Source organism: Bacillus sp. ok061 (assembly GCF_900108285.1).
GTDB lineage: Bacteria > Bacillota > Bacilli > Bacillales > Bacillaceae_G > Bacillus_A > Bacillus_A thuringiensis_S.
Genome location: NZ_FNUW01000047.1, coordinates 1 through 22,009 on the forward strand (window position 1 = coordinate 1; position 22,009 = coordinate 22,009).

Sequence of the window (22,009 nt, forward strand, 5' to 3'; positions counted from 1 at the left end):
CCCTTTGGCCTTTTCAGATCCTTTGTAGAATATTCATTACCTGTATGCCGGCATCTAATTAATATAAATTCTATTTTTCTAAGCAATTCAATTAATTTCCCTAAAGTATGATTATTAATTTTAAAAGATTTTACTATACTAAATAAGAATAACAATAATTGTTCCAATTCATCAAAAATCATATCACGTGAAAACGAAGAATCATTTAAAATTTTTAGTATATTTCGATTAATTTGATTCAAAAATTCTCTTTGTTCTTTTGATAAATTTAAATAAACAAAGAAATTTTGTGATATTTGGAACATTTTTTTAAAATCCTTAGTATAAGAAGCTGAAGTTTCTGAAAATACTCGTTCTATTTTTTTTTTGAAACTCTTTAAGAAAAGTACAAACTCTTTTAGTTGAGATTGAGAAATCTGAATCGATGTTGTATTCGGTATACAACATCCTTGCTCACAAAAAAATAACTCTCCATGTTTTTCTTCCCAACCACCCATATAATCACCTCTCCCATTATATAGCCTATAACATACAATGCATACTGATTAAAAAAGGTACCAAAAACAATACTATTTTTATTAAGGAAATTCCCCAAATTTATTGCTCCTCTGCACAAATTCACTAAATACTAAGCTATCCCTGTATTCCGTAGGGTTAAGAGATGAATTGCTTCATCTCTTAAATTCAGTCCTGTGTTAGTATCTCTATCATGATGTATGTCACAAGTAGGACAATCCCACTCACGAAGATGTAGATTTTTAAGGAATTTATTACTTAAACATCGCTGACTAGAAGCAAATGTTTTTGAGACGACTCCATCTTACTTCCTGTACCATCTCGCTTTGTATTCCAACATTTTTCGAAATTGTGACAAAGATACTTCGCTAATTGTTTTCGCAAGTTGACTGTTTCTTAGTATATTGTTTACTGGTAGATCTTCTATACCGATGACATAGTAGTTTTTGATGATTTCTGTAGAGATTTTCTTCAATTAATCCCTTCTTGCATTGGCAATATGTTCATGGATTCGCGTCACTTTTATACATTGTATATTCTAATTCGAAAAACCTTTCTTTCTTCTAAAAAGGTTGCACTGTGCTTACAATAACTTTTTTCTGTGGATTGAAGTACAATACTATCTACTTCTTTTACCTACATCGTATAATTCTTCTTTTTTAATTTGGTGAGCTCGCGGACAAAGAATGATAGATGAGTCCTTTCACTGTTTGTATGTATTGTTCCATATAGTAAAAAACAATTGAATACAAATGGACTACAACCAATTGTTTCCGCAATTAAGTTTTCTTGTCTTTTATTTGGATAAATTCAAAATTTATATATTTTATTTATTAACATTGATTGCATCTCACTTTCTAGTATTTCTCTTAATAGCATAAAAAAAGTAGGCATAAGCCTACCACCATCCATCTCCTACCTAAATTATATTAACCTAATTATCTGTAATTACTTTTCATTCTTCGATATATTGTAATTATGAAAATTTAATTTTGACATAATTATATTTCCAGCTGGAGCTAATTTTTGAGAAATAGATTGTATCACATTCATTAATTGATCTGGCTCAATGGGAGATGATAAGAATACTAATTGAAAATCTTTCTTATCTAATCCTTCATTTAATTTGTTATACTCAATACATATTGTAGGAGCTATTTTATTCGCAAAAACTGCAGCTTTTTCATTATTTTCCACTCCGTATATAGAAGCTTCGGGATACCTCCTTTGTATTTCTAATAAAGTTGCGCCACATCCAGCTCCAATATACAGAATATTCATTCCTTCCTGTGGGACGTCTGCTACAACGCGATTTGCAATTTCTAGTAGGTCATAATGTATAAAGAGATTTTCTTCAGAAAAACCCCATTTCTCATAAAATTTTTTACTATTTTTATTTAAAACTATAGAAAAATTAATATTATCTTCTTTCCATGAAGTACTTCCATAATGATGAATAAACGTGTCCTTGCATAAAAATAATTTATAACCTTTTTCATATATTCGAAGTGATATATCATCATCTTCATAGTTACCAGGTGTAAAACGTTCATCTAACAACCCAATTTCATCTAATACTGTTTTTTTAATAAGCATACAAAATCCTATTAATTTCATACGCTCCTCCCATTTCTCGCTATCACTTTGATTAAATGCACTTGCAAATTCTTCCATTTCTTGAATATTCGTATAAAAAGTCGGAATTGCAGTGTAATAAGAAGCACTATTAGTTACTGGCCCTACTGCTGCAGTATCCTTTTCTGCATACAAACAGTTAAGTAAGTTTTTCAACCAATTTTTTGTTACCACTACGTCATTATTCAATAACAGTATATTTTCACCTTTTGCTTTTCTAATCCCTTGATTACATCCCTTCGGAAAGCCCATATTCTCTACATTTTCAATTATCAAAATATCCTGTTGTTGTTGTAACCACTGAACAGTCCCGTCAGTTGATGCATTATCAACTACTATTAATTCATACTCTTGCTGATCCGTATATTTTCTAATACTATCAATACATTCTTTAGTATATTTTAATTGATTATGCGTTAATATAATTATACTTGTAAGCATGAAACCATTCCCCTTTCAGCAACCATCATATTATTAGATACAAACCCTATTTTACTAATCTATATTTTTAATAGTAGGGGGATTTAGGATGAACTTTCTACTTATTTATTACAATAAACTTATTTCTCTTACTCCTTTATTTGTTCATCATAAACCAATGAATGTGTAGCTCTCATGTAAAACAGATATTTTGATTAAATAGGGAATTTTTTATCATGTCATAGCAATCGCTACATGATACTAATATAATTCATTTGAATTTTCATATTTCAAAAAAATAAAATTATAAATTAGAAAGAATAAATTGGGCTTTACTCATTTTTCAATTCTAAATTACATTTATTTCGCTTTAAGAATAATTGAATAACATCTTCAATTATTCCTTGACCTTCATCTAAACATCCTTAATACCACTTAGCAGCTGCATTATATAATTTATAGACTTTGTATCCATTGATATAACTTTTTATTCAATTAAATAAAAAGAGCGCCTTAAAAGTACTCTTTTTTTAAATTTTCAATTGTTCACTTGTTTATAGTGAACAATTATAAACAAGTAAAGACCCCACATTATTATATGTAACATGAATAAAATTGTTGATTAAACCCAAAGGTAGATTATTTGAAAACAGCAAATAGTATTGTTCTTTTTTTCACATACGAGGGATACAATGAAAAGGGGAATTTTTTCAAACGGACCTACTATCAGCATAATATTATCTGATTAATGTTAGGGTTGTACTAATTTTCATGATTTATTGAAAACGATGAAGGAATGACATTCCTTTGTTTTTCACACCATAATTATACGTATTGTACATTAATATTTACCTGAATTGGAAAAATGATTTTAACGTCCCCTCAAAACGAAGCTTATATTCACAACCATAATATTTTTTATCAATTACTTGGATTAGCAGATTATCAGATGATTCAATCGAAAATTTACTCCTCCTAACAAAAACAAATCATGGAATATAGCTAACACCCTTAAAGCCATATTCTATGATTTGTTTAGTTCCGATCTAATTTTAATAAATTGAATTTTTTCTAAATCTCTAACGAGAATATAAGCTAATACTAATTTCTAATAAACTATAGACTCCCAAAAACATGAAATTGATTCTTCCACTATAATTAATATTGTTAAAAGTCTAAAATTCCTTTTGAGCCCTTTTAATTGGTATATCGTATTTATATTTTTCCCAAGGCTTCAGCGGCCGGAGTATAATTTGGTACTAATGAAAGAGATTTCTGATATGCTATTTTAGCCTCTTCTACATTATTCATTTTTTCAAAACAAGCTCCTTTATAAAACCAAGCTATGTGTCCGCCAACCCCATGTAAAGTCAGATGTTTTAAATTTTCATCTCCCATCTTTATACAACTTTCAAAAACTTTTAGAGCTTCATTATATTGTTCTTTTAAAAATAATATAATTCCTTTAAAAAAGTGCAAATCAACATAATCAGGATACAAACGAATCGCAGAGTCTATACCCGGCCATGCTCCTTCAATGCTTCCTAAACTTAAAAGTGTGGAGTATTTCAATTTATACAATAACGAAGGTGGAAGCCGTTTATCTTTTATAAAGTTTGCTATAGATTTATTAACATACTCAAATGCCTCTACATACTTCTTTTCTCGATAGTACTCACTAGCAATATGATACTCAATCCATGGACTATGATTCTCTTTTTTTAATTCTTCTTTTAATAAAGTTAAATTGCGCGCTAATTTTTTTTTATTAATTACCTCCGAATCCAAATATCCATAATGATAAACCTTTATTGGAAGCACCTTAATTTCTTTTATTTCTCCTAGAACCTCTTCTACATTTAATGTTTCATGTATATTGTATATAAACTTAAACCCTTCATTATTTTTAAATAATCGAGTATGTGCAATATGAAAAGTCTGATGTATATCCTTTTGTTCTCCAATGTAATTAATTAGATGGATAGACAATATTTTTTCTTCTTCCGACTGAGCTAAAAAATCCTTAAGTTGTTTTTTATCCTCCAAATCCATTTCTTCATCCGCATCTAACCATAATATCCAATCTCCTGTTGCCTGTTTCAGACTAAAATTTCTAACATCAGAAAAGCTATTGTTCCACTCAAAACGAAAAATTTTTGAATTAAATGTTTCACAAATTTCTACTGTCTTATCTGTAGATCCTGTATCTACAATAATAATTTCATCAATAATGTCTTTTATGCTTTCTAAACAATTCGCAATATTTTTCTCTTCATTTTTTACAATCATACACAAAGAAATTGTAGGATGATTCAATAAAAACTCCCCCTTCTTTTCTGTGAATACTCATAATGACTTTATGATAAAAAATATTAAAAGATAACGATTTTATAAAAAATATAAGAAAAACAATTATTAAAGAAATTGCGAGAAACTTATATTTAAGAACTTCAAATTAATAAATTTTTATATTATTTTATTAAAATGTAAACTATTCGTCTTTAATTATGCAACGAAGGATGTATATGATTCATCAATTAAAAGAAAAATAGAATCTGTTTTTATAGGAAAGGAAAATGTTATTGATCTACTACACGTTTCATTGCTTGCTGATGGACATGTATTGCTTGAGGATGTGCCTGGTACTGGGAAACCGTTACTTGCGAAAACACTGTCAAAAAGTATTGGTGGTAATTTTTCTCGCTTCCAATTTACCCCTGATGTACTGCCAAGTGATGTAACAGGTATTGAATATTTCAATCCAAAAACGAGTGAATTCGAATTAAGACGTGGACCAGTTATGACAAATATACTACTCGCAGATGAAATTAACCGTGTAATGCCGAGAACACAGTCAAGTTTGTTAGAGGCGATGGGAGAAAGACAAGTGACACTTGAAAAACAGTCTACCCCTCTTCCTAAAGCATTCTTAGTTATTGCGATGCAAAACCCAATTGAATCACAAGGGACTTTCCCTCTTACAGATGCACAGCTTAATCGCTTTTTAATAACAATTTCAATTGGCTATCCAACTCCAGAAGATGAACCTGCAAAAAATTATAATTGGACGATTTGTCTTTCTTTAGCTGTTAATCGCAGATTCGGTTGGAAAGAAAATTTAGAAGACCTTATTTCATTTACAACATATATTTGCCAATATGCAACGAAGCATCAAATACCGTTCGAACTATTTATTAGTGTATTAGCAGAAGATGGCGTATTACATTTATCATTAAATGAAGACCAAACGAAATATACAAAAGCTGTAGAGGAATTAGCACGTATTTCAAATAATAGTACATTACTTCCGAAACAAGGTTTTCTTCATTATGCGACAAGAGAACGATCATCTACATTGATACACATTAGTTTACAGAAGGGTGAACTCTTTATTTTATCACATCCTACGTTTCTTATTACTAACGAAGGGATGGTGGAACCAGTTGAAAACTTGACCATATCACCTTAATGACTTTATTCTGCTGCTCCTTCTTTCGTTGTTAACCGAAAGGGAGGAACTAGTTGCTGTTGCTATATTTTTAACAATCGGCTATGTAGGAGTATTTCTTATTCATAAATTTATGGATAAAAAAACAACAGGATTTGTAATACTATTCATTATTCAAATCGTCGGTTGTTCTTTCATTCCACCTTTCTCTCTTTTTGGGACAATTATGTTACCGCTTTTCTTCTTTATCGTACACGCCACCGGACCTGGGTATCCTGTACAAAAATCGTTAAGTGGTATTGCATGGTTTGTGGCTATCGCTATATTTGATTCGCCTTTTTCAACGCTATGGAAATTGTTATTATTAATTTTACACATTATGATTACATTTTGGCTAACAGGTTCAAATCGCAATCAACAGCTATTACGTTTTACTTCTGTGATTGGAACAATTAGTGGCTTACTTATTCCAATATTCCCATATAGACGCCTTATTTTTTCTTCTATCGTTCAAGTAGTTGCATTAGGATTCGGATACCCTATCAATCCGTTATTTTCAGCAACTGAATTAAAAGAACCAGACGATTTTGGGTCAAATAAAGGAAATCTAAAAAACTCAAATTGAAGAACTTAATCCGCGTTCTTTTGATCCAACCCTCATAAATAGCATTACAATTGTAGCCTGTACAGCCATCGCTATTTACGTCGTTTGGAAAATAGTAAAAAAGCGAAAACATTTAAGTTTACCAAGTATGCCTGTTTTTGAATTTACAATCATTACTGATAAAATTTTAATGAAATACACTCCCGATTGTTAGATCCAACAATCGGGAGTGTATTTTCTTTACATCAGTGAACAAAAAATATTAAATATGTTATTCGTTAATGAAATAAATTATAATTTCATTTAAAACGATAGTTCTCATTAGGTGCTTTAATTATGGGAGTGGTGTCACACTAACTAAATCTAATACATTTTCCAATTTGAATTGTAAAAGCATTTCTTGCTTAACAACCGTTTGTAGTGTTTGTCGAACACTATTATTTAGCGTTAATAAATCTGGTAATGTTGTCGGTGGAGGAGTAATACTAGTATCTAGTGTTCCTAACAAAAATTGAATTTTCTCGGCCTCACTATTAATAATGTGGGCTAATGCCAATTCTTCAAGTGCAATCGAAGCCAAAATTAAAGAAATTGATTGACCAGGAGTAATTGATATTGTTGGAGTTATATTAGGGATATTCGCTTGAGACATGCTCATCTTCCTTTCTGTTTGTAAAATCTATACATCATACGAGCTTCTAAAGGATTTAGAGCCTGTCTACAAAGCCCGTATTTTTTTCAGGCTTCATCCACAACAAATTGAAACAATAAAAGCATGACAGTAGCAATAATATCTTTTGAAAACTGCATTTACTCATCAGTAGCATCCAAACACCAAATTACTATATAACTTGATTGACATTCTACACTCAAAGTGCCCTCTCTAATTTATAACATATTGCAACAAAGTACTCTTTATTTACTGCAAAAAAATTTATGACTTAATGCCAGGGAAGTTTTCTCAATATTCAAGACATAATTTTCAGCTATATAAAGCTTTTGTCTTGGATAAGATTCTGATAAAATATGAATTACATATCGAAACACCCTTATTAGATGCCTGCATATCCTTATGTAGGTATTTTTGTGCTAGCTTTTCACTAATGGATACATTGTCTACATCATGACTCCACTCTACCAGTGTTATGTTATAATTCTCGAATAACCTGACAAACATGTCTTTTGCATAGTCTAATATATCATCATCGAACACATTTCTTCTGTATTTTATGACCAACACAAGATGATAATACAATAAGAACACAGAATGGTTATTGCTATCTAATTCCATTGATACACCAACCTTTATTTTTCTATGCCAAATCGAAATTCATCTCCCACCTACCGTGGGCTACGCCCTTCACACGCTTGAGGAAGGAAAATTTTTTAGGGGAATACGTTAAAAATGTCCCCATATTGATTAAAACAAATAAAAATTTTATAGTTTAGTATCATGATTAAGGCTGATATCATATCTTAAATCTAGGTATATTTTTATAATTCATTTAGACTCATAAAAATAATTCGATTTTTTCAAAATAAACAAAGTTCATGAACTTTATTTATTTTATAAAACACACATTGAGACAATGAATTTTATCAATTAAATTAGTAAAAGAGGAGTTTTTTTATGTCACACGAAGTATCCACGCTCTTAACACGTTATTATGTAAAACTTGGTATGACAGCTGAAGAATACATTATATTAAATGCTTATTTAAACCACTCTAAGATTGATTATGGGCAGCAGGATTTGAATGAAATAGCTGAAATGACAAATAAAACCTTGGATGAAGTTAAGTCTACCCTACAATCACTATTTGATAAAGGACTTATTAATAAAAATCCAATACACCATACAATAGATATATTAAAACTACACCTTAAACTAATTAGTGTACAAAATGATTCAATATCTTTAAACTCTTTAATTACTAAGAGTATTAAAAATTATCAATCTCTTCCTACTAAACACAATATGCAACATTTTGGTCATGTAACCCTTCTACCACTCATTGAAGGAGGAATTGCTATTACACAGGGAACTCGCTATATACACGGTGAACTAATGTGGACAAAGTACCATATGCAGAAGTTATCCGAAGAACTATCTCAATTTTTAGATAAAACAGACCAAGAATGGATTAATAAATATAATGAAAAAATAAAAAACTCAAACCTCCCTACTACTCTAGCTACACTGCAAAATAAGAATAAATAACAACAAATTTAATACTATAGTTAGCTATCATGGAAATAAAGAGCTTCATGGCACCCCAAATACCTCGACTACTTAAGCGCCTTTAAAACTACTTATACACCTCCACTTACTAAATCACCATCTTATAACCGAGAAGATCCTGAAATACCACGAGCGACTTTCTCATTTGTACTAATACAAATTTGATTCTCCCATTTCTAGAGAGACAAGCTGGCTAATGCCAGTAGGATTTCTAATACAAAAGGCAAAGTCCATTTCAAATATTGTTGAATTCAAGATTACGTCACATTGTACCTTTATTTCCACAACATCCCATATAAGCTCATGGACTAGGGTACTGTTACCATACATTACTAGTTATTGATTCTCCATTCTGTTGTAGTGCCTTATTCCTAACGACATATATTGGTTTACGCACAAACTTAAATTGATTCGTGCATCCTCATACAATATATGTTTTTCAACGAACCAGATCATTTGCAAGCTTAAACATGTTTTGTGATACAAAAGTGATACATTCATCCTATGCTCCAATACAGACCATGGGCTACAGAAACTTTCTCATATCGCAACATCTATTAAAATGAATCAATATAAAATTCGAGTCCTGTAAAAACTATAAAATAATCTAGAAAATATCTGTATATTTATTGAGTACCCTTTTTAAAAAGAGAAATTAACCTTTACTGACTTTTTTTATTTTAATTCACCATTTTATTTAATACGCATAAAATATTTTGAATCCTTACTCGTTAAGTCATTTACTTGTTCATGACTCACAATCTTTGACAAAAATGTATGACTAAGGATTCTAAAAAGAGCACTTTGATACAAGTGCTCTTTTTATCCATCCAAATATAACTAACCTAAAATTGATTCAAACACGCTTATAATTATCTCATGAAAATCTTTGCGAATGTAATATGATTTTACAATATTGATTTGATAGCAATGTTTCCGTATCTCCAAAAAATTATTTAGTTTCCTTTTACAGATTATATAATGTGTGACGTTAGTCCGCCTTTTGGTATGAAATAAAAATATTACAAAAGTAAAAAGCAAGAAACCTGTATAGTGCAGTGACCCCTGTCAAGTAGACAGTATTAAAAAAGCGCAACTAAGCAACCTGAGTTCTATATTTATATGGACTCAGGTTATTTAATTTCTTTTGAAATCTTTGATGATTATAAAAGTACATATATTTACGCACGGCAAGTTTGACCTCATTCGCTTTACGGAAGGAGTGTAAATGAAAACACTCTGCCTTAAAGTGACTGAAGAAGTTTTCCATACAAGCATTATCCCAACAGTTGCCTCTTCGAGACATACTTGCCTTCATCTGATATTTTTTAAGTAATTGATTATATTGACGAGATGTATACTGGGACCCTTGATCACTATGTAAGAGGATTCCCTTCACATTTCGTTTTTTCTTTGCCTTTTTAAGTGTATCTAACACAAGTTTTAAGTCGTTTCTACGACTAGTTTCATAGGCAACAATTTCATTATTATATAAATCCTTAATAGCGGATGAGTACAAGCGCTGTCCATTGAAAATCAAATAGGTAATATCGGTTACCCATTTCTCATTCGGTTTTAAAGCTTGAAACTCCCTATTTAGATGGTTCTCTGAAATCACATAAGCTTCTTTTTTTCCGTAATAAGGTCATTTTTTCCTAATTACGGCTTTGATACCTAGTTCACTCATCAATCTTTGGATGCGCTTATGATTCAAATGAAGGTTATATGTGGCTTTCAGCCACACTTGTATTCTTCTATATCCATAAATTCCTCTTAATTTTTTATAACACTTCAATATCTTTTTCTTAATTTCGATATCCTCGGAGTGTTTTTTTGAAGGCGTCGTATGCCGTTTTATCCATTTGTAGTACCCACTTCTGATTACACCAGCAATATCGCATAGAATGGTCACTGTATAACCTGTTTTTTTCATTTCATGGATGACTTCAAATTTTTCCGTTTTGGATACGACTTTCATTCCTCCTTTTACATCCCTAAGAACTTTTTTAACATTTCATTTTCCGCTTCTAATCGTCGGATCTTAGCTTCAGGATCTTCGGGTCTAACCCTTGGTCTACCTAAACCTGGTCCTTTCGCTTTACCGCGTTTTTCTTCTAGTCCTTTGATTCCTTCAGCTTCAAAGTATTTCACCCAACGACTTACAACCGAGTGATGAATACCTAATTCTTTCGCAATGGTTTTATAGCTCATGCCTTCTTTTAAGAATAAATCTATAGCTTTTTTCTTAAATTCTACATCGTAAGTGACTCTAATTTTCCCATAAAAAAATCCCCTCCATAGTAAGCAGGTTAGTGTTCTTTCTTTTTCCTGTCTACTATAAGGGGATCATATCATAGTACAAGCTTCTTGCTTTTTATGAAATAAATATTTATTTTTTAGTTTTACACTACTAGAATTTCGTAATAACTTTTACTGAAGTCCTTTCATAAAACCTTGAATTTTTGTTGATAGCATAAATAAGGTAATGCTTACAATAATAGATATAACTCCAATAACACCAAAGTAAATGATCTCAGTTGCAGGATTGTATAACTTTACCACCTGAGCATTCATGGCTTGTGCAGCAGCAGTAGATAAGAACCATAAACTAATTGTTTGTGCCGAAAAAGCGGCAGGAGCTAATTTTGTCGTTATTGATAGACCCGAAGGTGATAAGCAAACTTCACCAATTACGATTAATAAAAAGCTAAGAGCCAACCAGATTGGACTCACTAGAGATTCTGTACCGTTTATATAAGCAGGTATTATCATAATTAAAAATGATAATCCAGCAAATAGTAATCCAATAGCAAATTTTTTAGTAGTAGAAGGTTGATTTTTATTCAGCTTTACCCAAATCCATGCAAATATTGGTGCAAGTGTAACTATGAATATAGGGCTTAATGATTGGAACCATGCAGAATGTATCTTAAATCCTGCAAATTGCAATTGAGTCCTTTGATCAGCGTAAGTTGCCAAAATAATGGCACCTTGTTCTTGTATAGCCCAAAATATTGTAGCTGCAATAAATAACGGAATATAAGCAAGCAGACGAGAACGTTCAACTTTAGTAGTTTTTGGGCTACGATACATGTAAATGAAGTAACAAGTAGGAATAATAATTCCTAAGATACTAATTAAAAAAGTAAAACGATTAATAGTTAATAAACCCGTTGGTATTGTAATAGCACATAAAATGATTATTACGGTTATAATTATGCTAAAGAGTTTAACTGTTTTTTTTCTTTCGATATCCGTTAAAGGATTTGGTACTTGGGTACCAACTAAACCTAGATTCTTTTTTTTCGTAAAAACAAATAGCGTTAAGCCTACTATCATACCAATTGCCGCCACCCCAAAACCAAGATGGAAATTATATTCTTGACCTAATGTACCGACAACCAAGGGAGCTACAAGAGCGCCTAAATTAATACCCATATAGAAAAGACTAAATCCAGAGTCTCGACGCGTGTCTGACTCACTATATAAATTCCCAACCATGCTCGAGATATTTGGTTTTAATAAACCTGTTCCCAGTATTAAAAATAACATTGAAATAAATAAAGTAATAATACTACCCGGTAACGCTAGAATCAGGTGACCAATCATAATTAAAACTCCACCCAAAAATACGGTTTTACTTGCACCAAGTAAACGATCTGAGATCCACCCTCCAATAATACTGGACATAAATAACAAGGACCCGTAAATTGCCATAATTGAAGTGGCAGTAGCTTGATCAATGCCTAATCCACCTTTTGAGATGGAATAATACATATAGTAAAGTAAAAGGGCTCTCATTCCATAATGAGAGAATCTCTCCCAAAATTCTGTGAAAAACAAAGTAAATAAACCTTTAGGATGACCTAAAAATCCTTTTTGTGGAATACTCTGAACAATTCTGTTTTTTTCTTCTAAATCCATTATGTTATCTCCTTGATGTATTGAATGTTATTTTAGTATAATATAACCGTTTTGAATTTAAAACAAGATTTTTACACTTTCATATATAAATAATTTCATTTTTCAGACCCTTAAATTAATTCATCGTTTAATGACTACCCTTATATATTATTGAACTATATCCGCAATCTATATAATTACGTATGAGTCTAAAGTTAAATCTAACGCCTACTTGGTTAACAAACTATACTTTAGGAACCGTTCTTTTATCGTATCTTCATTCTGAATTGCTCCTCTGGCAATTCTAACAGTAAGATCATATTCAATATAAAGATTAACCTCTTTAATGAACCCTACACTTTTTTTACTTATCCTTATCAGATAGAATTGTTAAATCGCTTGCTAAAGGAGTCTCAATTATTTCTTTGATTTCTTCTAGTTTATTGGTTTGTCCAAGTGCCCACATCAGTTTAGCCATGATGGCTTCCGTATTCATATCACCAGATAATATAACTTGATGCTGCGCTACCTTTCTTCCTACTTCATAAAGAAGTATATCTTCCCCTTCCTCCAAGCATTGAGTAGTAATTACTACCGCAATCCCCTCTTCAGTCAGCTCTTGAATGTTAGAAAGCAAGTTTCTTCCTTCAAAAGGTAATCCGCCATTGCCGAAACTTTCAATAATGATTCCTTTATACAAACCTTTTAGACAATCAAATATCTCTGGCTTTGTACCTGGAAACAATTTCAGAAGAAAAACATCTGTACATAAACTAGTATTTACTGAAAGTTTATTACTATTAGACATCGGCTTACAATGATATTTCACTTCATGTTCACTTACTTCAGCAACATATGGAGAATTCACACTTTCGAACGCGTCATAACTCTTTGTTCGCATTTTAACGGCTCTTGTCCCAATTATGACCCGTCCATCAAAAACAATAAACACGCCACCAATATCCTCACAAGAAAACCTAAGGGCATCAGCTACATTTTTCTTTGCATCCGTTTTTTTAAAACTGATAGGAACTTGTGATCCTGTTAAAACAACCGGCTTACTTAGACCTTGAAGCATATAAGAAAGCGCAGCAGATGTATAAGCCAATGTATCCGTACCATGTGTAATTACAAAGCCATCATAATTATCATAATGATCAAAAACTGCATTAGCCATTTCTATCCAGTGCTCAGGTTGCATATTGGTACTATCAATATTCATTAAGATTTTACACTCAATTTCTATATTTAGGGATGATTTGGGGAAATAATGCAATAATTCTTCAGCAGATAACCCTGGCACAAGTCCTTCATTTCCTTCCACAGAAGCGATTGTTCCACCAGTCGCCAATAATAAAATTCTCTTCATTCACAACACCTCCATAAAGTGCACACTCGTCTTCCATTCGCGAAATGCGTATTTCTATTAATTATTATAGAACTAAATTTAGAATAATCAAGGTTTTGTATTCAATACGCGTACTTTTCACCTACTTTTATCTATTTCACTATGTTATAATTAGTACAATAAAAAAGATGGGGTATGAGACAAATGTTGGAACGATTATCTGAATTAAGAAAAAATAAAAAATGGTCCTTACAAGATACAGCAGACCAACTTGGGATTGCAAAAAGTACCTATGCTGGATATGAAACTGGTTACAGATGGCCTTCATTACAATCTTTGTCAAAAATAGCAGATTTATTTGATACATCGGTAGATTATATTTTAGGAAGGACTGATGATCCACGAAGTAAGGATGTTATTGAGATTGCAGAGCTCATGAAAAATCCAGAAAAAACAATTTCAATAGACGGGGAGTCCTTGTCTATTGATGAAATAATCGAATTTATTGCTTTTGTGAGGAGTAAAAGAGAATTAAAATCCAAGAGAATAGAAGAGCTTTTATCTACATTTAAAAATTAGTAGAAAAAACAAGAAAAGCACCTGCTTACTGTTTTAATATAGATTGAAGAGTAATACTATCTACTTTTTTAACCATATCTATTTTATCTTTATTATACAAAACATGTAGATTTGCACCTATCCACCCACAATAGATGCTTCACTCTTTCACATTTCTTAGGAAGGAGGGCTCTCATTCTCAGTGCCCTTTTTTGTTGTGAAAATTTCGTTTACATTCACTTTCAACTATGTATAATATTCCTAATATTATCAATATGATACAATTGTAACTTAATGTTACATATTATAACTTGTAGGTCCTAGTTTCTTTTGTACAACAAAGTAGATAGCTTAATTAACCTATCTACTTTGTTACGCCGAATTATGATGGAGCCAATACATGACTAAGATATATAATCACGTAAAACTTCAATATCTATTATCTTTACCTTAAATATTTGTAAATACTCAGCTATACCCTTAATTTAGCAGTTTATTAATGGCGGCATATCATTATCTTTTATTTTCAGTGTGTATCTGATTGGTTACATTTATTCTTTAACGGATCGGCTCTGCTTCATAGTTTGCTGCTCCTCTTAATTCAAACGCTAATGTTCCATACCAAATAACCCTCTTCTATTTAAAACTTTTCCCTTATCCATTTTCAAGTTAATCATTTTTTACCCAATCTGCATAATATTAATGTTTGCCGCAACAAATTTGATTTCCTTTAGTGTTTTATTTACTAATTTCAAATAATTAGGGCCTGCTCCTGTATTAAATACAGCAGATCCAGCACCACCAGATCTAGATGTACCATCTGTAAGAGGGGGCGCGACTGATAAACTTTGCTCTAAAGGCACATCATTTAGGGTTAATTGTACTAAAACAGGTAAATTAGCTTCCAATGGGCATTCAATAAAATTATAGGAGGCAAAATAAGTCGCATTAGGGGCTAATTCAATATAAGTGGGGTTAACTGAAGAGAAAATAATACCACTGCCATTATTTACTTCATCTTCTACAAAAGGAACAGGTTCATCAAATTCAACGTTTACATATCCATAACCAGCTACAGCAGCATTATTTTTTGTAATTGGAAGATTGCCTATATCACTTAGATCTGATATCCGAACATTAGCGCTATTAAAATTTACACCTGTTACACCAGGAGGAGGGAATACAAAAAGCTGCATGATGCTTGAATTGGGACTAGCGGGGGTATTAAATATAGCACCACCAGAAACACCCGTTACTAGATTACCTGATCCTGACGGGAAGGACGTTGTTTGAGATCCTGGAACAGTCCTTCCATTTAAACGGAGTGATACAGACACGACTTGATTTGGGGCTGGCAAACCAAACTCAGCATTGTACTCCACAAAATAGGTATGATTTGGGGCAAGTAAAATATTTGATCCACCCTGCAAACTAATCGTTGCTCCATTTCTTACAATCGTAGAAAGTATAGCTGGTGATCCACCTGAGGTTATAGATCCACAGCCCCCAGCACATCCAAAATCAGCATTACTAGCCATAATAATTCTCACCTTTCTATCTGAAAAATTGTCTTGTAATTAACATAAAATTTATTGTAATTTAACAACTGTTAAAGTAGTTAAATCAAAGCTTTGTGCTGTCGGATCTAGATTTACTAAGTTTAACACACTTGGTGTATCACCAGTCGTATTAATAATTGTGTTTGAAATGAGCGATGTAATCGCTTGTGGTGCACCCGGTAAAGAATCCATAAGTGAATCTGTACCCGGAATTGGCACTCCATTTAATTGTAGTTGTACATGACCGGTAATAGATCCTGGGGTTAACAGCTCATCTTTTGTACGATATGTGATGTAATAAGTCTGATTTGGGGCAAGTAAAATATCCGGAGATCCTGCTTGATGGGTAATAGCATTTCCATTTAGCGTAAAATTCTCGGCAAAAGGAATGGGCGCTCCAGAATCTACTAAAGTAGTACCTGTTGTTCGGAAAAAAGCATTATTGAAAGTTACTTGTACACCTGTTGCTCCTGTTAATCCTGTTGCTCCTGTTAATCCTGTTGCTCCCGTTGCTCCTGTTAATCCTGTTGCTCCCGTTGCTCCCGTTGCTCCCGTTGCTCCCGTTACTCCAACACCTGTTGCCCCTGTTGGGCCTGTTGGCCCCGTTACACAAGGACATACTCCCGTTGCTCCTGTTACTCCCGTTACTCCCGTTGTTCCTATGACTCCTGTTACTCCCGTTACACCCGTTGCTCCCATTGCTCCCGTTGCTCCCGTTGCTCCGGTTACTCCCGTTGGGCCGGTTACACCCGTTGCTCCTGTTAGACCAATTGCTCCCGTTGCTCCTGTTGAACCAATTACCCCAGTTACCCCGGTCGCTCCCATTGCTCCCGTTGCTCCTGTCGCTCCTGTGGTTCCTGTTGCTCCAGTTGTTCCCATTGTTCCCGTTACCCCTGTTGCCCCTGTTGCCCCTTTTAACGGGGTATTTAATACTTCTTCTAATTTCTTCTCTAAAACGATTTCCAATTTAATAGATTCTATAATTGTTTCTTTAATACTACTATTTATTGCAAGCAAATCACTTATCGTAGCAGGTGTACTTAATCCCGGTAACGTTCCAAGTGTATATTGAAGCTTTTCCGCTTCTGCGTTAATTATATGACTTACACCTAACTCCTCAAGTGCAACAGAAACTAATAATAAGTTAATAGCATCTTCCAATCCGATAGTGATAGTTGGTGTAATATTAGGGATATTCGCTTGTGACATCTCTTTCACTCCCTTACAAAATTATTTCTTTCTATTTAATTAAGAGCAACTATACTAATATTCACATTCTGATTGTCATTTGATCTTGAAAACATCATTATTGTAGATGGTGCTCCAGCTGGAGCAGTTACAACAACACTTCCTTTTAAGGTTTGTAAATTCCCTGCTTCATTAGACATATATATATCAAGAACTGTAGTACCATTAAATGATAATCCCCAGTCTATACCCGAACTTGGTTGAAATGCATCCATATCCACTTGAGCTGCGATATAATACGTATGATCAGGCTCGAGTGTAATTGTAATCCCCCCGGGGGTATTAGAAATGAGTGTACCAACAAGGAGCCTATTCGTTCCAAAGGTTAAAAACCCCGGACCACCAGCACTACCTTCAGTAATAATACTTGCATAACTTGGACTTGGTGCAGCAACTGGACCTGTTCCACCTGTTGTTCCTGTTACTCCTGTCGCTCCTGTCGCTCCTGTTACACCCGTTGCTCCGGTTGCTCCTGTAGGGCCAATTTCTCCTGTTGCTCCAACACCCGTCGGTCCTGTTGCTCCTGTTGGGCCTGTTGGACAACCTGTCGGACAAACACCTGTCGGTCCTGTAGGGCCAATTTCTCCTGTTGTTCCTGTTGCTCCTGCTGCACCCGTTGCTCCTGTTGTTCCCGTTGCTCCTGCTGCACCTGTCGCTCCTATCGCTCCTGTTGTTCCCATTGTTCCCGTTACACCCGTTGCTCCTATCGTTCCTGCTGCTCCCGTTGTTCCCGTCGCTCCCATTGTTCCCGTTACACCCGTTGCTCCTATCGTTCCTATTGCTCCCGTTGTTCCCGTTGCACCCGTTACACCTGTTACTCCCGTCGCCCCTGCCGGCCCAGTCGGTCCGGATGCTCCAGTGGAAACATCTGTACTTAAAATGCCAGATAATTTCATTTCTAAAAGCATTTCCTGACTGGTAACAACTTTCAAAGTACCAACGACGCTATTATTAACTTGAAGCAATTCATCAATAGTCACCCGTTCACCTAGCTGTGACAAGTTACTTAGAGCATATTGAATTTTTTCCCCTTCTGCATTAAGAATATGACTCAATCCCAACTCTTCAATTGCAATAGAAGAAAGCAGCAATGGAATCAATTGATCTCTGGTGACTACTATTGAAGGTGTAATGTTAGGGATATTCGCTTGTGACATTGTATCACTCCTAACTGTAATAACTTTGATTTATTTGTAAATAAGTTTGCAAATGAATAAAACTACATAATTGCTATAACCGAAAGGGAAACATCCGTAAAATCAGTTGCAACACCAGATGTATTAAAAAGCTCCAAAGTACTCGGTGTATTTCCTGTTGTTACAACAATCGTATGAGAAGATAGTTCTACTTGTACACCCGCAACTGTATTATACATAGCAGTTGTACCAGTAATGTCCACCCCATTAAGTTGTAAGGTCGTGGAAGCTGTCGTGGAAGCTGTCGTGGCTTGTGTTTCATAATCAATCAAATACGTATGATTCGGAGCCAAAGTAATGGTAGGCGTAGAAGGTGTATGCGTAATTAACGTTCCATTTACTGTTTGATTCGTGACTAAATTAAGTGGTGCACCATCTGCGACAGTTTGCGTCTCTGTTGTAACGAAATTTGCATTATTCGTTGTAATAGCTAAACCGGTTACTCCGGTTACTCCCGTTGCTCCGGTTACTCCCGTCACTCCCGTTGCTCCTGTTTCACCCGTTGCTCCTGTTACCCCTGCTGCTCCTGGTGCTCCCGTTACACCACCTCCTGTAGGACCAGTTGGACCTGTAGGACCTGGCGGGCAAGTCGGACAAGGACCTGTTATCCCCGTTGCTCCGGTCACTCCGGTTGCTCCCGTTACACCTGTTACACCTGTTGCTCCTATTACTCCTGTTGTTCCCGTTACACCTGTTAACCCGGTTGCTCCGATCACTCCGGTTGCTCCGGTCACTCCGGTTGTTCCATTTGCTCCGGTCACTCCGGTTGCTCCGGTTGCTCCTGTTACACCTGTTGCTCCGGTCACTCCGGTTGCTCCGGTTGCTCCGGTCACTCCGGTTGCTCCTGTTACTCCCATTGCTCCCGTTATACCAGTTGCACCAGTTACCCCCATTGCTCCTATTGTCACTTGAGAGTTCACTACATTGTTCAACTTAGCATCTAATAACATTTCTTTTTTTATAGCAATGTTTAACACGTCTCTAACACTCGTGTTAATTTCCAGCAGATCATTGATAGTTACAGGAGTACTTAGTCCTGGTAGAGTTCCTAATGCATACTGAATTTTCTCAGCTTCTGAGTTTATTAAATGACTTAGTGCTAACTCTTCTAAAGCGATTGAAGCTAACAATAAGTTTTTTGCGTCCTCTCGTGTGATCATAATTTCAGGTGTGATATTTGGCATATTTGCTTGCGACAATTTTTTATCCTCCTTTCAGTAAAAAAACAGACAGTTTTTTATTAGGATATGTACAAGTGGACAAAGTCGTTCTTAGCTGAATAACTCATTTTCAACATTTTTAGAATATAAAAAATAATTAACATACTGTTTCAGGGAGAGTCCTCTACCATTTCATTCCTCTTTTTTTGTTATAAATAATTACCATGATTTTTTTCATAGAATAAAAAAATTATGGTAATATCTTTCTAACTCCCACCCTCGCCCAAAACCTTATAAAAACATTCTAATTTTTAGAATAATGTAATATTATGCGAGCTAGATTATTCTCTTGTGAATCAGAGAATACACGTTACAACTTCACAAGTAAAAAATGTTGTACAGTATCGAATAGAATTAAAAATATTCCATTTATCATTTTAGCCAAGAAGACTCCTTCCTCAAGGAGCGTGAAGGGTCACAGCCCAGTGAGTAGGTGGGAGATGCATTGGCTTCGAACAAGGGATGGCAGGAAGCCATCTTAATTGTTCGACATACACAAAGTGTTACTCCACTATCTATCGAATATACGTTCGATTTATAATAGTCATATACCGAAATGGAGGTGGATCAAAAAATGATTAATAAAGCTTATAAGTTTCGTATCTATCCAAATCAAGCACAAGCAATTTTAATCAACAAAACGATTGGGTGTTCTCGCTTTGTATTCAATCATTTCCTATCCTTATGGGATCACGCATACAAAGAGACAGGAAAAGGCTTGACCTATGTTACATGCTCTGCCAAACTTCCTGCCAGGAAGAAAGCGTTTGTTTGGCTAAAAGAAGTGGGTAGTATTGCGATTCAGTCGTCTGTTCGCAACCTTGCGGATGTTTATATACGCTTTTTCAAAAAACAAAACAGCGTACCGCGCTTTAAATCTAAGAAGAACAACGTACAATCTTATACCACAAAGCAAACAAATGAAAACATTACTGTTGTAGAAAACAAGATAAAGTTGCCGAAACTAGGCCTTGTTCGATTTGTCAAAAGTCGCGAAGTAAAGGGACGTATTGTAAATGCTACAGTTAGACGGAACCCTTCTGGTAGATATTTTGTGTCACTATTAGTTGGAACAAAAGTACAAGAACTTCCGAAAACACATTCTTACATTGGAATAGATGTAGGACTAAAAAATTTCGCCATTTTGTCAGATGGAACAACTTATAAAAATCCGGAATTTTTTCGATCATTAGAAGAGAAATTGGCGAAAGTACAGCGTGTTCTTTCTAGAAGAATGAAAGCATTTTCTCGCTGGAATAAACAACGAGTAAAGGTAGCTAGAATTCATGAATACATATCAAATGCTAGAAAAGATTACTTGGACAAAATTTCAACTGAAATCATCAAAAACCACGATGTTATCGGTATAGAGGATTTGCAAGTATCGAATATGTTAAAGAATCATAAGTTAGCAAAAGCAATTAGTGAGGTATCTTGGTCGCAATTTCGATCCATGTTAGAATACAAAGCAAAATGGTATGGCAAACAAGTCATTGTCGTATCGAAAACATTTGCTTCCAGCCAATTATGTTCTTGTTGTGGATATCAAAATAAAGACATTAAAAATCTAAACCTACGTGAATGGGACTGTCCTTCTTGTCGTACACACCATGATAAGGATATTAACGCAAGTATCAATCTAAAGAATGAAGCGATAAGGCTTCTAACCGCAAGGACTGTGGGGGTAGCTCAATTCTTATATATGTGCTTGTCCTAATCAAAAGTTGCATAGTAAAAAGGCACCTAATCTAGGCGCCTTTTCAAAACCTATTAAAACGAGTAGCATCCAATGCGTTCTTCTCAGTGCCACTGTCATTCCACGCTTACATTTCCTTATTATGTGTGAATATAGAAAAAAGAGCTCTATTCCCATTTATAAAGCTCTTTAAGTGAATAATGATGTATTTATGTTGTCCCGATATTGTATGCAGAGAATTCTCTTGTGTCAAAATGGGGAATTCCTAAGTAAAGAGTTCTATCGACCTCTAATTGATTAGGCTAACCCCGCAGTCCTTGCGGTTAAAAGCTTTATCTCATCATTCTTTAGATTGATCTTGTCTTAATATCTCTATTATGATTTAAAAACTAAATCACTTTCCCTAAAAAAATTAG

At 34.1% G+C, this 22,009-nt stretch carries 18 protein-coding genes and 2 pseudogenes; 5 read left to right on the forward strand and 15 right to left on the reverse strand.

The features are described from left to right. The 4 genes and pseudogenes from C4S65_RS31830 to C4S65_RS31845 form a co-directional block, all read right to left on the reverse strand. A partial coding sequence (locus tag C4S65_RS31830) for a collagen-like repeat preface domain-containing protein (RefSeq protein ID WP_142391607.1) occupies nucleotides 1-497 on the reverse strand: 497 nt, incomplete at its 3' end. Nucleotides 498-628: 131 nt separating this feature from the next. Next, nucleotides 629-1,326, reverse strand: a pseudogene (locus C4S65_RS31835) (RNA-guided endonuclease TnpB family protein). A gap of 138 nt (nucleotides 1,327-1,464) precedes the next feature. Next, nucleotides 1,465-2,592, reverse strand: a complete 1,128-nt coding sequence (locus tag C4S65_RS31840; protein WP_103945805.1) for a glycosyltransferase — start codon at nucleotides 2,590-2,592, stop codon at nucleotides 1,465-1,467. Nucleotides 2,593-3,786: 1,194 nt separating this feature from the next. Further along, nucleotides 3,787-4,860: a TPR domain-containing glycosyltransferase gene (locus C4S65_RS31845; protein ID WP_103945823.1), complete on the reverse strand. Its 1,074-nt coding sequence runs from the start codon at nucleotides 4,858-4,860 to the stop codon at nucleotides 3,787-3,789. Between the two features lie 247 nt (nucleotides 4,861-5,107). Between C4S65_RS31845 and C4S65_RS35520 the strand changes: the two genes are divergently transcribed. Both C4S65_RS35520 and C4S65_RS31855 read left to right on the forward strand, forming a co-directional pair. Next, nucleotides 5,108-6,040: an AAA family ATPase gene (locus C4S65_RS35520; protein ID WP_103945806.1), complete on the forward strand. Its 933-nt coding sequence runs from the start codon at nucleotides 5,108-5,110 to the stop codon at nucleotides 6,038-6,040. Between the two features lie 112 nt (nucleotides 6,041-6,152). Next, nucleotides 6,153-6,807: pseudogene (locus C4S65_RS31855) on the forward strand (DUF4018 domain-containing protein); the annotation flags it as partial. Nucleotides 6,808-6,957: 150 nt separating this feature from the next. Here the strand turns inward: C4S65_RS31855 and C4S65_RS31860 are convergent. Next, the gene (locus C4S65_RS31860) at nucleotides 6,958-7,275 is read right to left on the reverse strand and encodes a hypothetical protein (protein WP_103945807.1); all 318 of its coding nucleotides are present in this window, start codon (nucleotides 7,273-7,275) and stop codon (nucleotides 6,958-6,960) included. A 330-nt stretch (nucleotides 7,276-7,605) separates the two neighbouring features. After that, nucleotides 7,606-7,914, reverse strand: a complete 309-nt coding sequence (locus C4S65_RS35525; protein ID WP_258043904.1) for a transposase — start codon at nucleotides 7,912-7,914, stop codon at nucleotides 7,606-7,608. Nucleotides 7,915-8,253: 339 nt separating this feature from the next. Here C4S65_RS35525 and C4S65_RS31870 point away from each other — a divergent pair, with 339 nt between their 5' ends. After that, nucleotides 8,254-8,844: a hypothetical protein gene (locus C4S65_RS31870; RefSeq protein ID WP_103945808.1), complete on the forward strand. Its 591-nt coding sequence runs from the start codon at nucleotides 8,254-8,256 to the stop codon at nucleotides 8,842-8,844. A 1,117-nt stretch (nucleotides 8,845-9,961) separates the two neighbouring features. Here C4S65_RS31870 and C4S65_RS31880 read toward each other — a convergent pair. The 5 genes from C4S65_RS31880 to C4S65_RS31900 form a co-directional block, all read right to left on the reverse strand. Continuing rightward, nucleotides 9,962-10,483 carry an IS3 family transposase gene (locus C4S65_RS31880; RefSeq protein WP_103945810.1) on the reverse strand — a complete coding sequence of 174 codons (522 nt, stop codon included), beginning with the start codon at nucleotides 10,481-10,483 and terminating at the stop codon, nucleotides 9,962-9,964. A gap of 27 nt (nucleotides 10,484-10,510) precedes the next feature. Further along, nucleotides 10,511-10,843: an IS3 family transposase gene (locus C4S65_RS31885; protein ID WP_103945811.1), complete on the reverse strand. Its 333-nt coding sequence runs from the start codon at nucleotides 10,841-10,843 to the stop codon at nucleotides 10,511-10,513. Between the two features lie 8 nt (nucleotides 10,844-10,851). Then, nucleotides 10,852-11,100, reverse strand: coding sequence for a helix-turn-helix domain-containing protein (locus tag C4S65_RS31890; protein WP_346763322.1), 249 nt, complete (start codon nucleotides 11,098-11,100; stop codon nucleotides 10,852-10,854). A gap of 195 nt (nucleotides 11,101-11,295) precedes the next feature. After that, on the reverse strand, nucleotides 11,296-12,789 hold the full coding sequence (locus C4S65_RS31895) for a peptide MFS transporter (RefSeq protein WP_103945813.1): 1,494 nt from the start codon (nucleotides 12,787-12,789) through the stop codon (nucleotides 11,296-11,298). 343 nt (nucleotides 12,790-13,132) lie between these two features. Continuing rightward, nucleotides 13,133-14,137 carry an asparaginase gene (locus C4S65_RS31900; RefSeq protein ID WP_103945814.1) on the reverse strand — a complete coding sequence of 335 codons (1,005 nt, stop codon included), beginning with the start codon at nucleotides 14,135-14,137 and terminating at the stop codon, nucleotides 13,133-13,135. Nucleotides 14,138-14,320: 183 nt separating this feature from the next. On the opposite strand from C4S65_RS31900, the gene C4S65_RS31905 reads away from it, so the two are divergent. Further along, nucleotides 14,321-14,695: a helix-turn-helix domain-containing protein gene (locus C4S65_RS31905; RefSeq protein ID WP_103945815.1), complete on the forward strand. Its 375-nt coding sequence runs from the start codon at nucleotides 14,321-14,323 to the stop codon at nucleotides 14,693-14,695. Between the two features lie 659 nt (nucleotides 14,696-15,354). Here the strand turns inward: C4S65_RS31905 and C4S65_RS31910 are convergent. From C4S65_RS31910 to C4S65_RS31925, 4 genes are all read right to left on the reverse strand, one after another. Further along, entirely contained in the window at nucleotides 15,355-16,212 is an 858-nt protein-coding gene (locus C4S65_RS31910) for a hypothetical protein (RefSeq protein WP_103945816.1), read from the reverse strand. A 51-nt stretch (nucleotides 16,213-16,263) separates the two neighbouring features. After that, a complete protein-coding gene (locus C4S65_RS31915) occupies nucleotides 16,264-17,442 on the reverse strand; it encodes a hypothetical protein (protein ID WP_181032164.1) in 1,179 nt (392 codons plus the stop codon). A gap of 35 nt (nucleotides 17,443-17,477) precedes the next feature. After that, entirely contained in the window at nucleotides 17,478-18,638 is a 1,161-nt protein-coding gene (locus tag C4S65_RS31920) for a collagen-like protein (protein ID WP_258043905.1), read from the reverse strand. 62 nt (nucleotides 18,639-18,700) lie between these two features. After that, nucleotides 18,701-19,876, reverse strand: coding sequence for a hypothetical protein (locus C4S65_RS31925; RefSeq protein ID WP_258043906.1), 1,176 nt, complete (start codon nucleotides 19,874-19,876; stop codon nucleotides 18,701-18,703). A gap of 595 nt (nucleotides 19,877-20,471) precedes the next feature. Here C4S65_RS31925 and tnpB point away from each other — a divergent pair. Then, nucleotides 20,472-21,614, forward strand: a complete 1,143-nt coding sequence (gene tnpB / locus C4S65_RS31935) for an IS200/IS605 family element RNA-guided endonuclease TnpB (protein WP_103945818.1) — start codon at nucleotides 20,472-20,474, stop codon at nucleotides 21,612-21,614. The last annotated feature ends 395 nt before the right edge of the window (nucleotides 21,615-22,009 follow it).

Bases quoted from the DNA above. Each gene is read 5' to 3' on its own strand.
- C4S65_RS31840 (WP_103945805.1), bottom strand. From the start codon at position 2,592: ATGCTTACAAGTATAATTATATTAACGCATAATCAATTAAAATATACT.
- C4S65_RS31845 (WP_103945823.1), bottom strand. From the start codon at position 4,860: ATGATTGTAAAAAATGAAGAGAAAAATATTGCGAATTGTTTAGAAAGC.
- C4S65_RS31860 (WP_103945807.1), bottom strand. From the start codon at position 7,275: ATGTCTCAAGCGAATATCCCTAATATAACTCCAACAATATCAATTACT.
- C4S65_RS35525 (WP_258043904.1), bottom strand. From the start codon at position 7,914: ATGGAATTAGATAGCAATAACCATTCTGTGTTCTTATTGTATTATCAT.
- C4S65_RS31870 (WP_103945808.1), top strand. From the start codon at position 8,254: ATGTCACACGAAGTATCCACGCTCTTAACACGTTATTATGTAAAACTT.
- C4S65_RS31885 (WP_103945811.1), bottom strand. From the start codon at position 10,843: ATGAAAGTCGTATCCAAAACGGAAAAATTTGAAGTCATCCATGAAATG.
- C4S65_RS31895 (WP_103945813.1), bottom strand. From the start codon at position 12,789: ATGGATTTAGAAGAAAAAAACAGAATTGTTCAGAGTATTCCACAAAAA.
- C4S65_RS31900 (WP_103945814.1), bottom strand. From the start codon at position 14,137: ATGAAGAGAATTTTATTATTGGCGACTGGTGGAACAATCGCTTCTGTG.
- C4S65_RS31905 (WP_103945815.1), top strand. From the start codon at position 14,321: ATGTTGGAACGATTATCTGAATTAAGAAAAAATAAAAAATGGTCCTTA.
- C4S65_RS31910 (WP_103945816.1), bottom strand. From the start codon at position 16,212: ATGGCTAGTAATGCTGATTTTGGATGTGCTGGGGGCTGTGGATCTATA.
- C4S65_RS31915 (WP_181032164.1), bottom strand. From the start codon at position 17,442: ATGTCACAAGCGAATATCCCTAATATTACACCAACTATCACTATCGGA.
- C4S65_RS31920 (WP_258043905.1), bottom strand. From the start codon at position 18,638: ATGTCACAAGCGAATATCCCTAACATTACACCTTCAATAGTAGTCACC.
- tnpB (WP_103945818.1), top strand. From the start codon at position 20,472: ATGATTAATAAAGCTTATAAGTTTCGTATCTATCCAAATCAAGCACAA.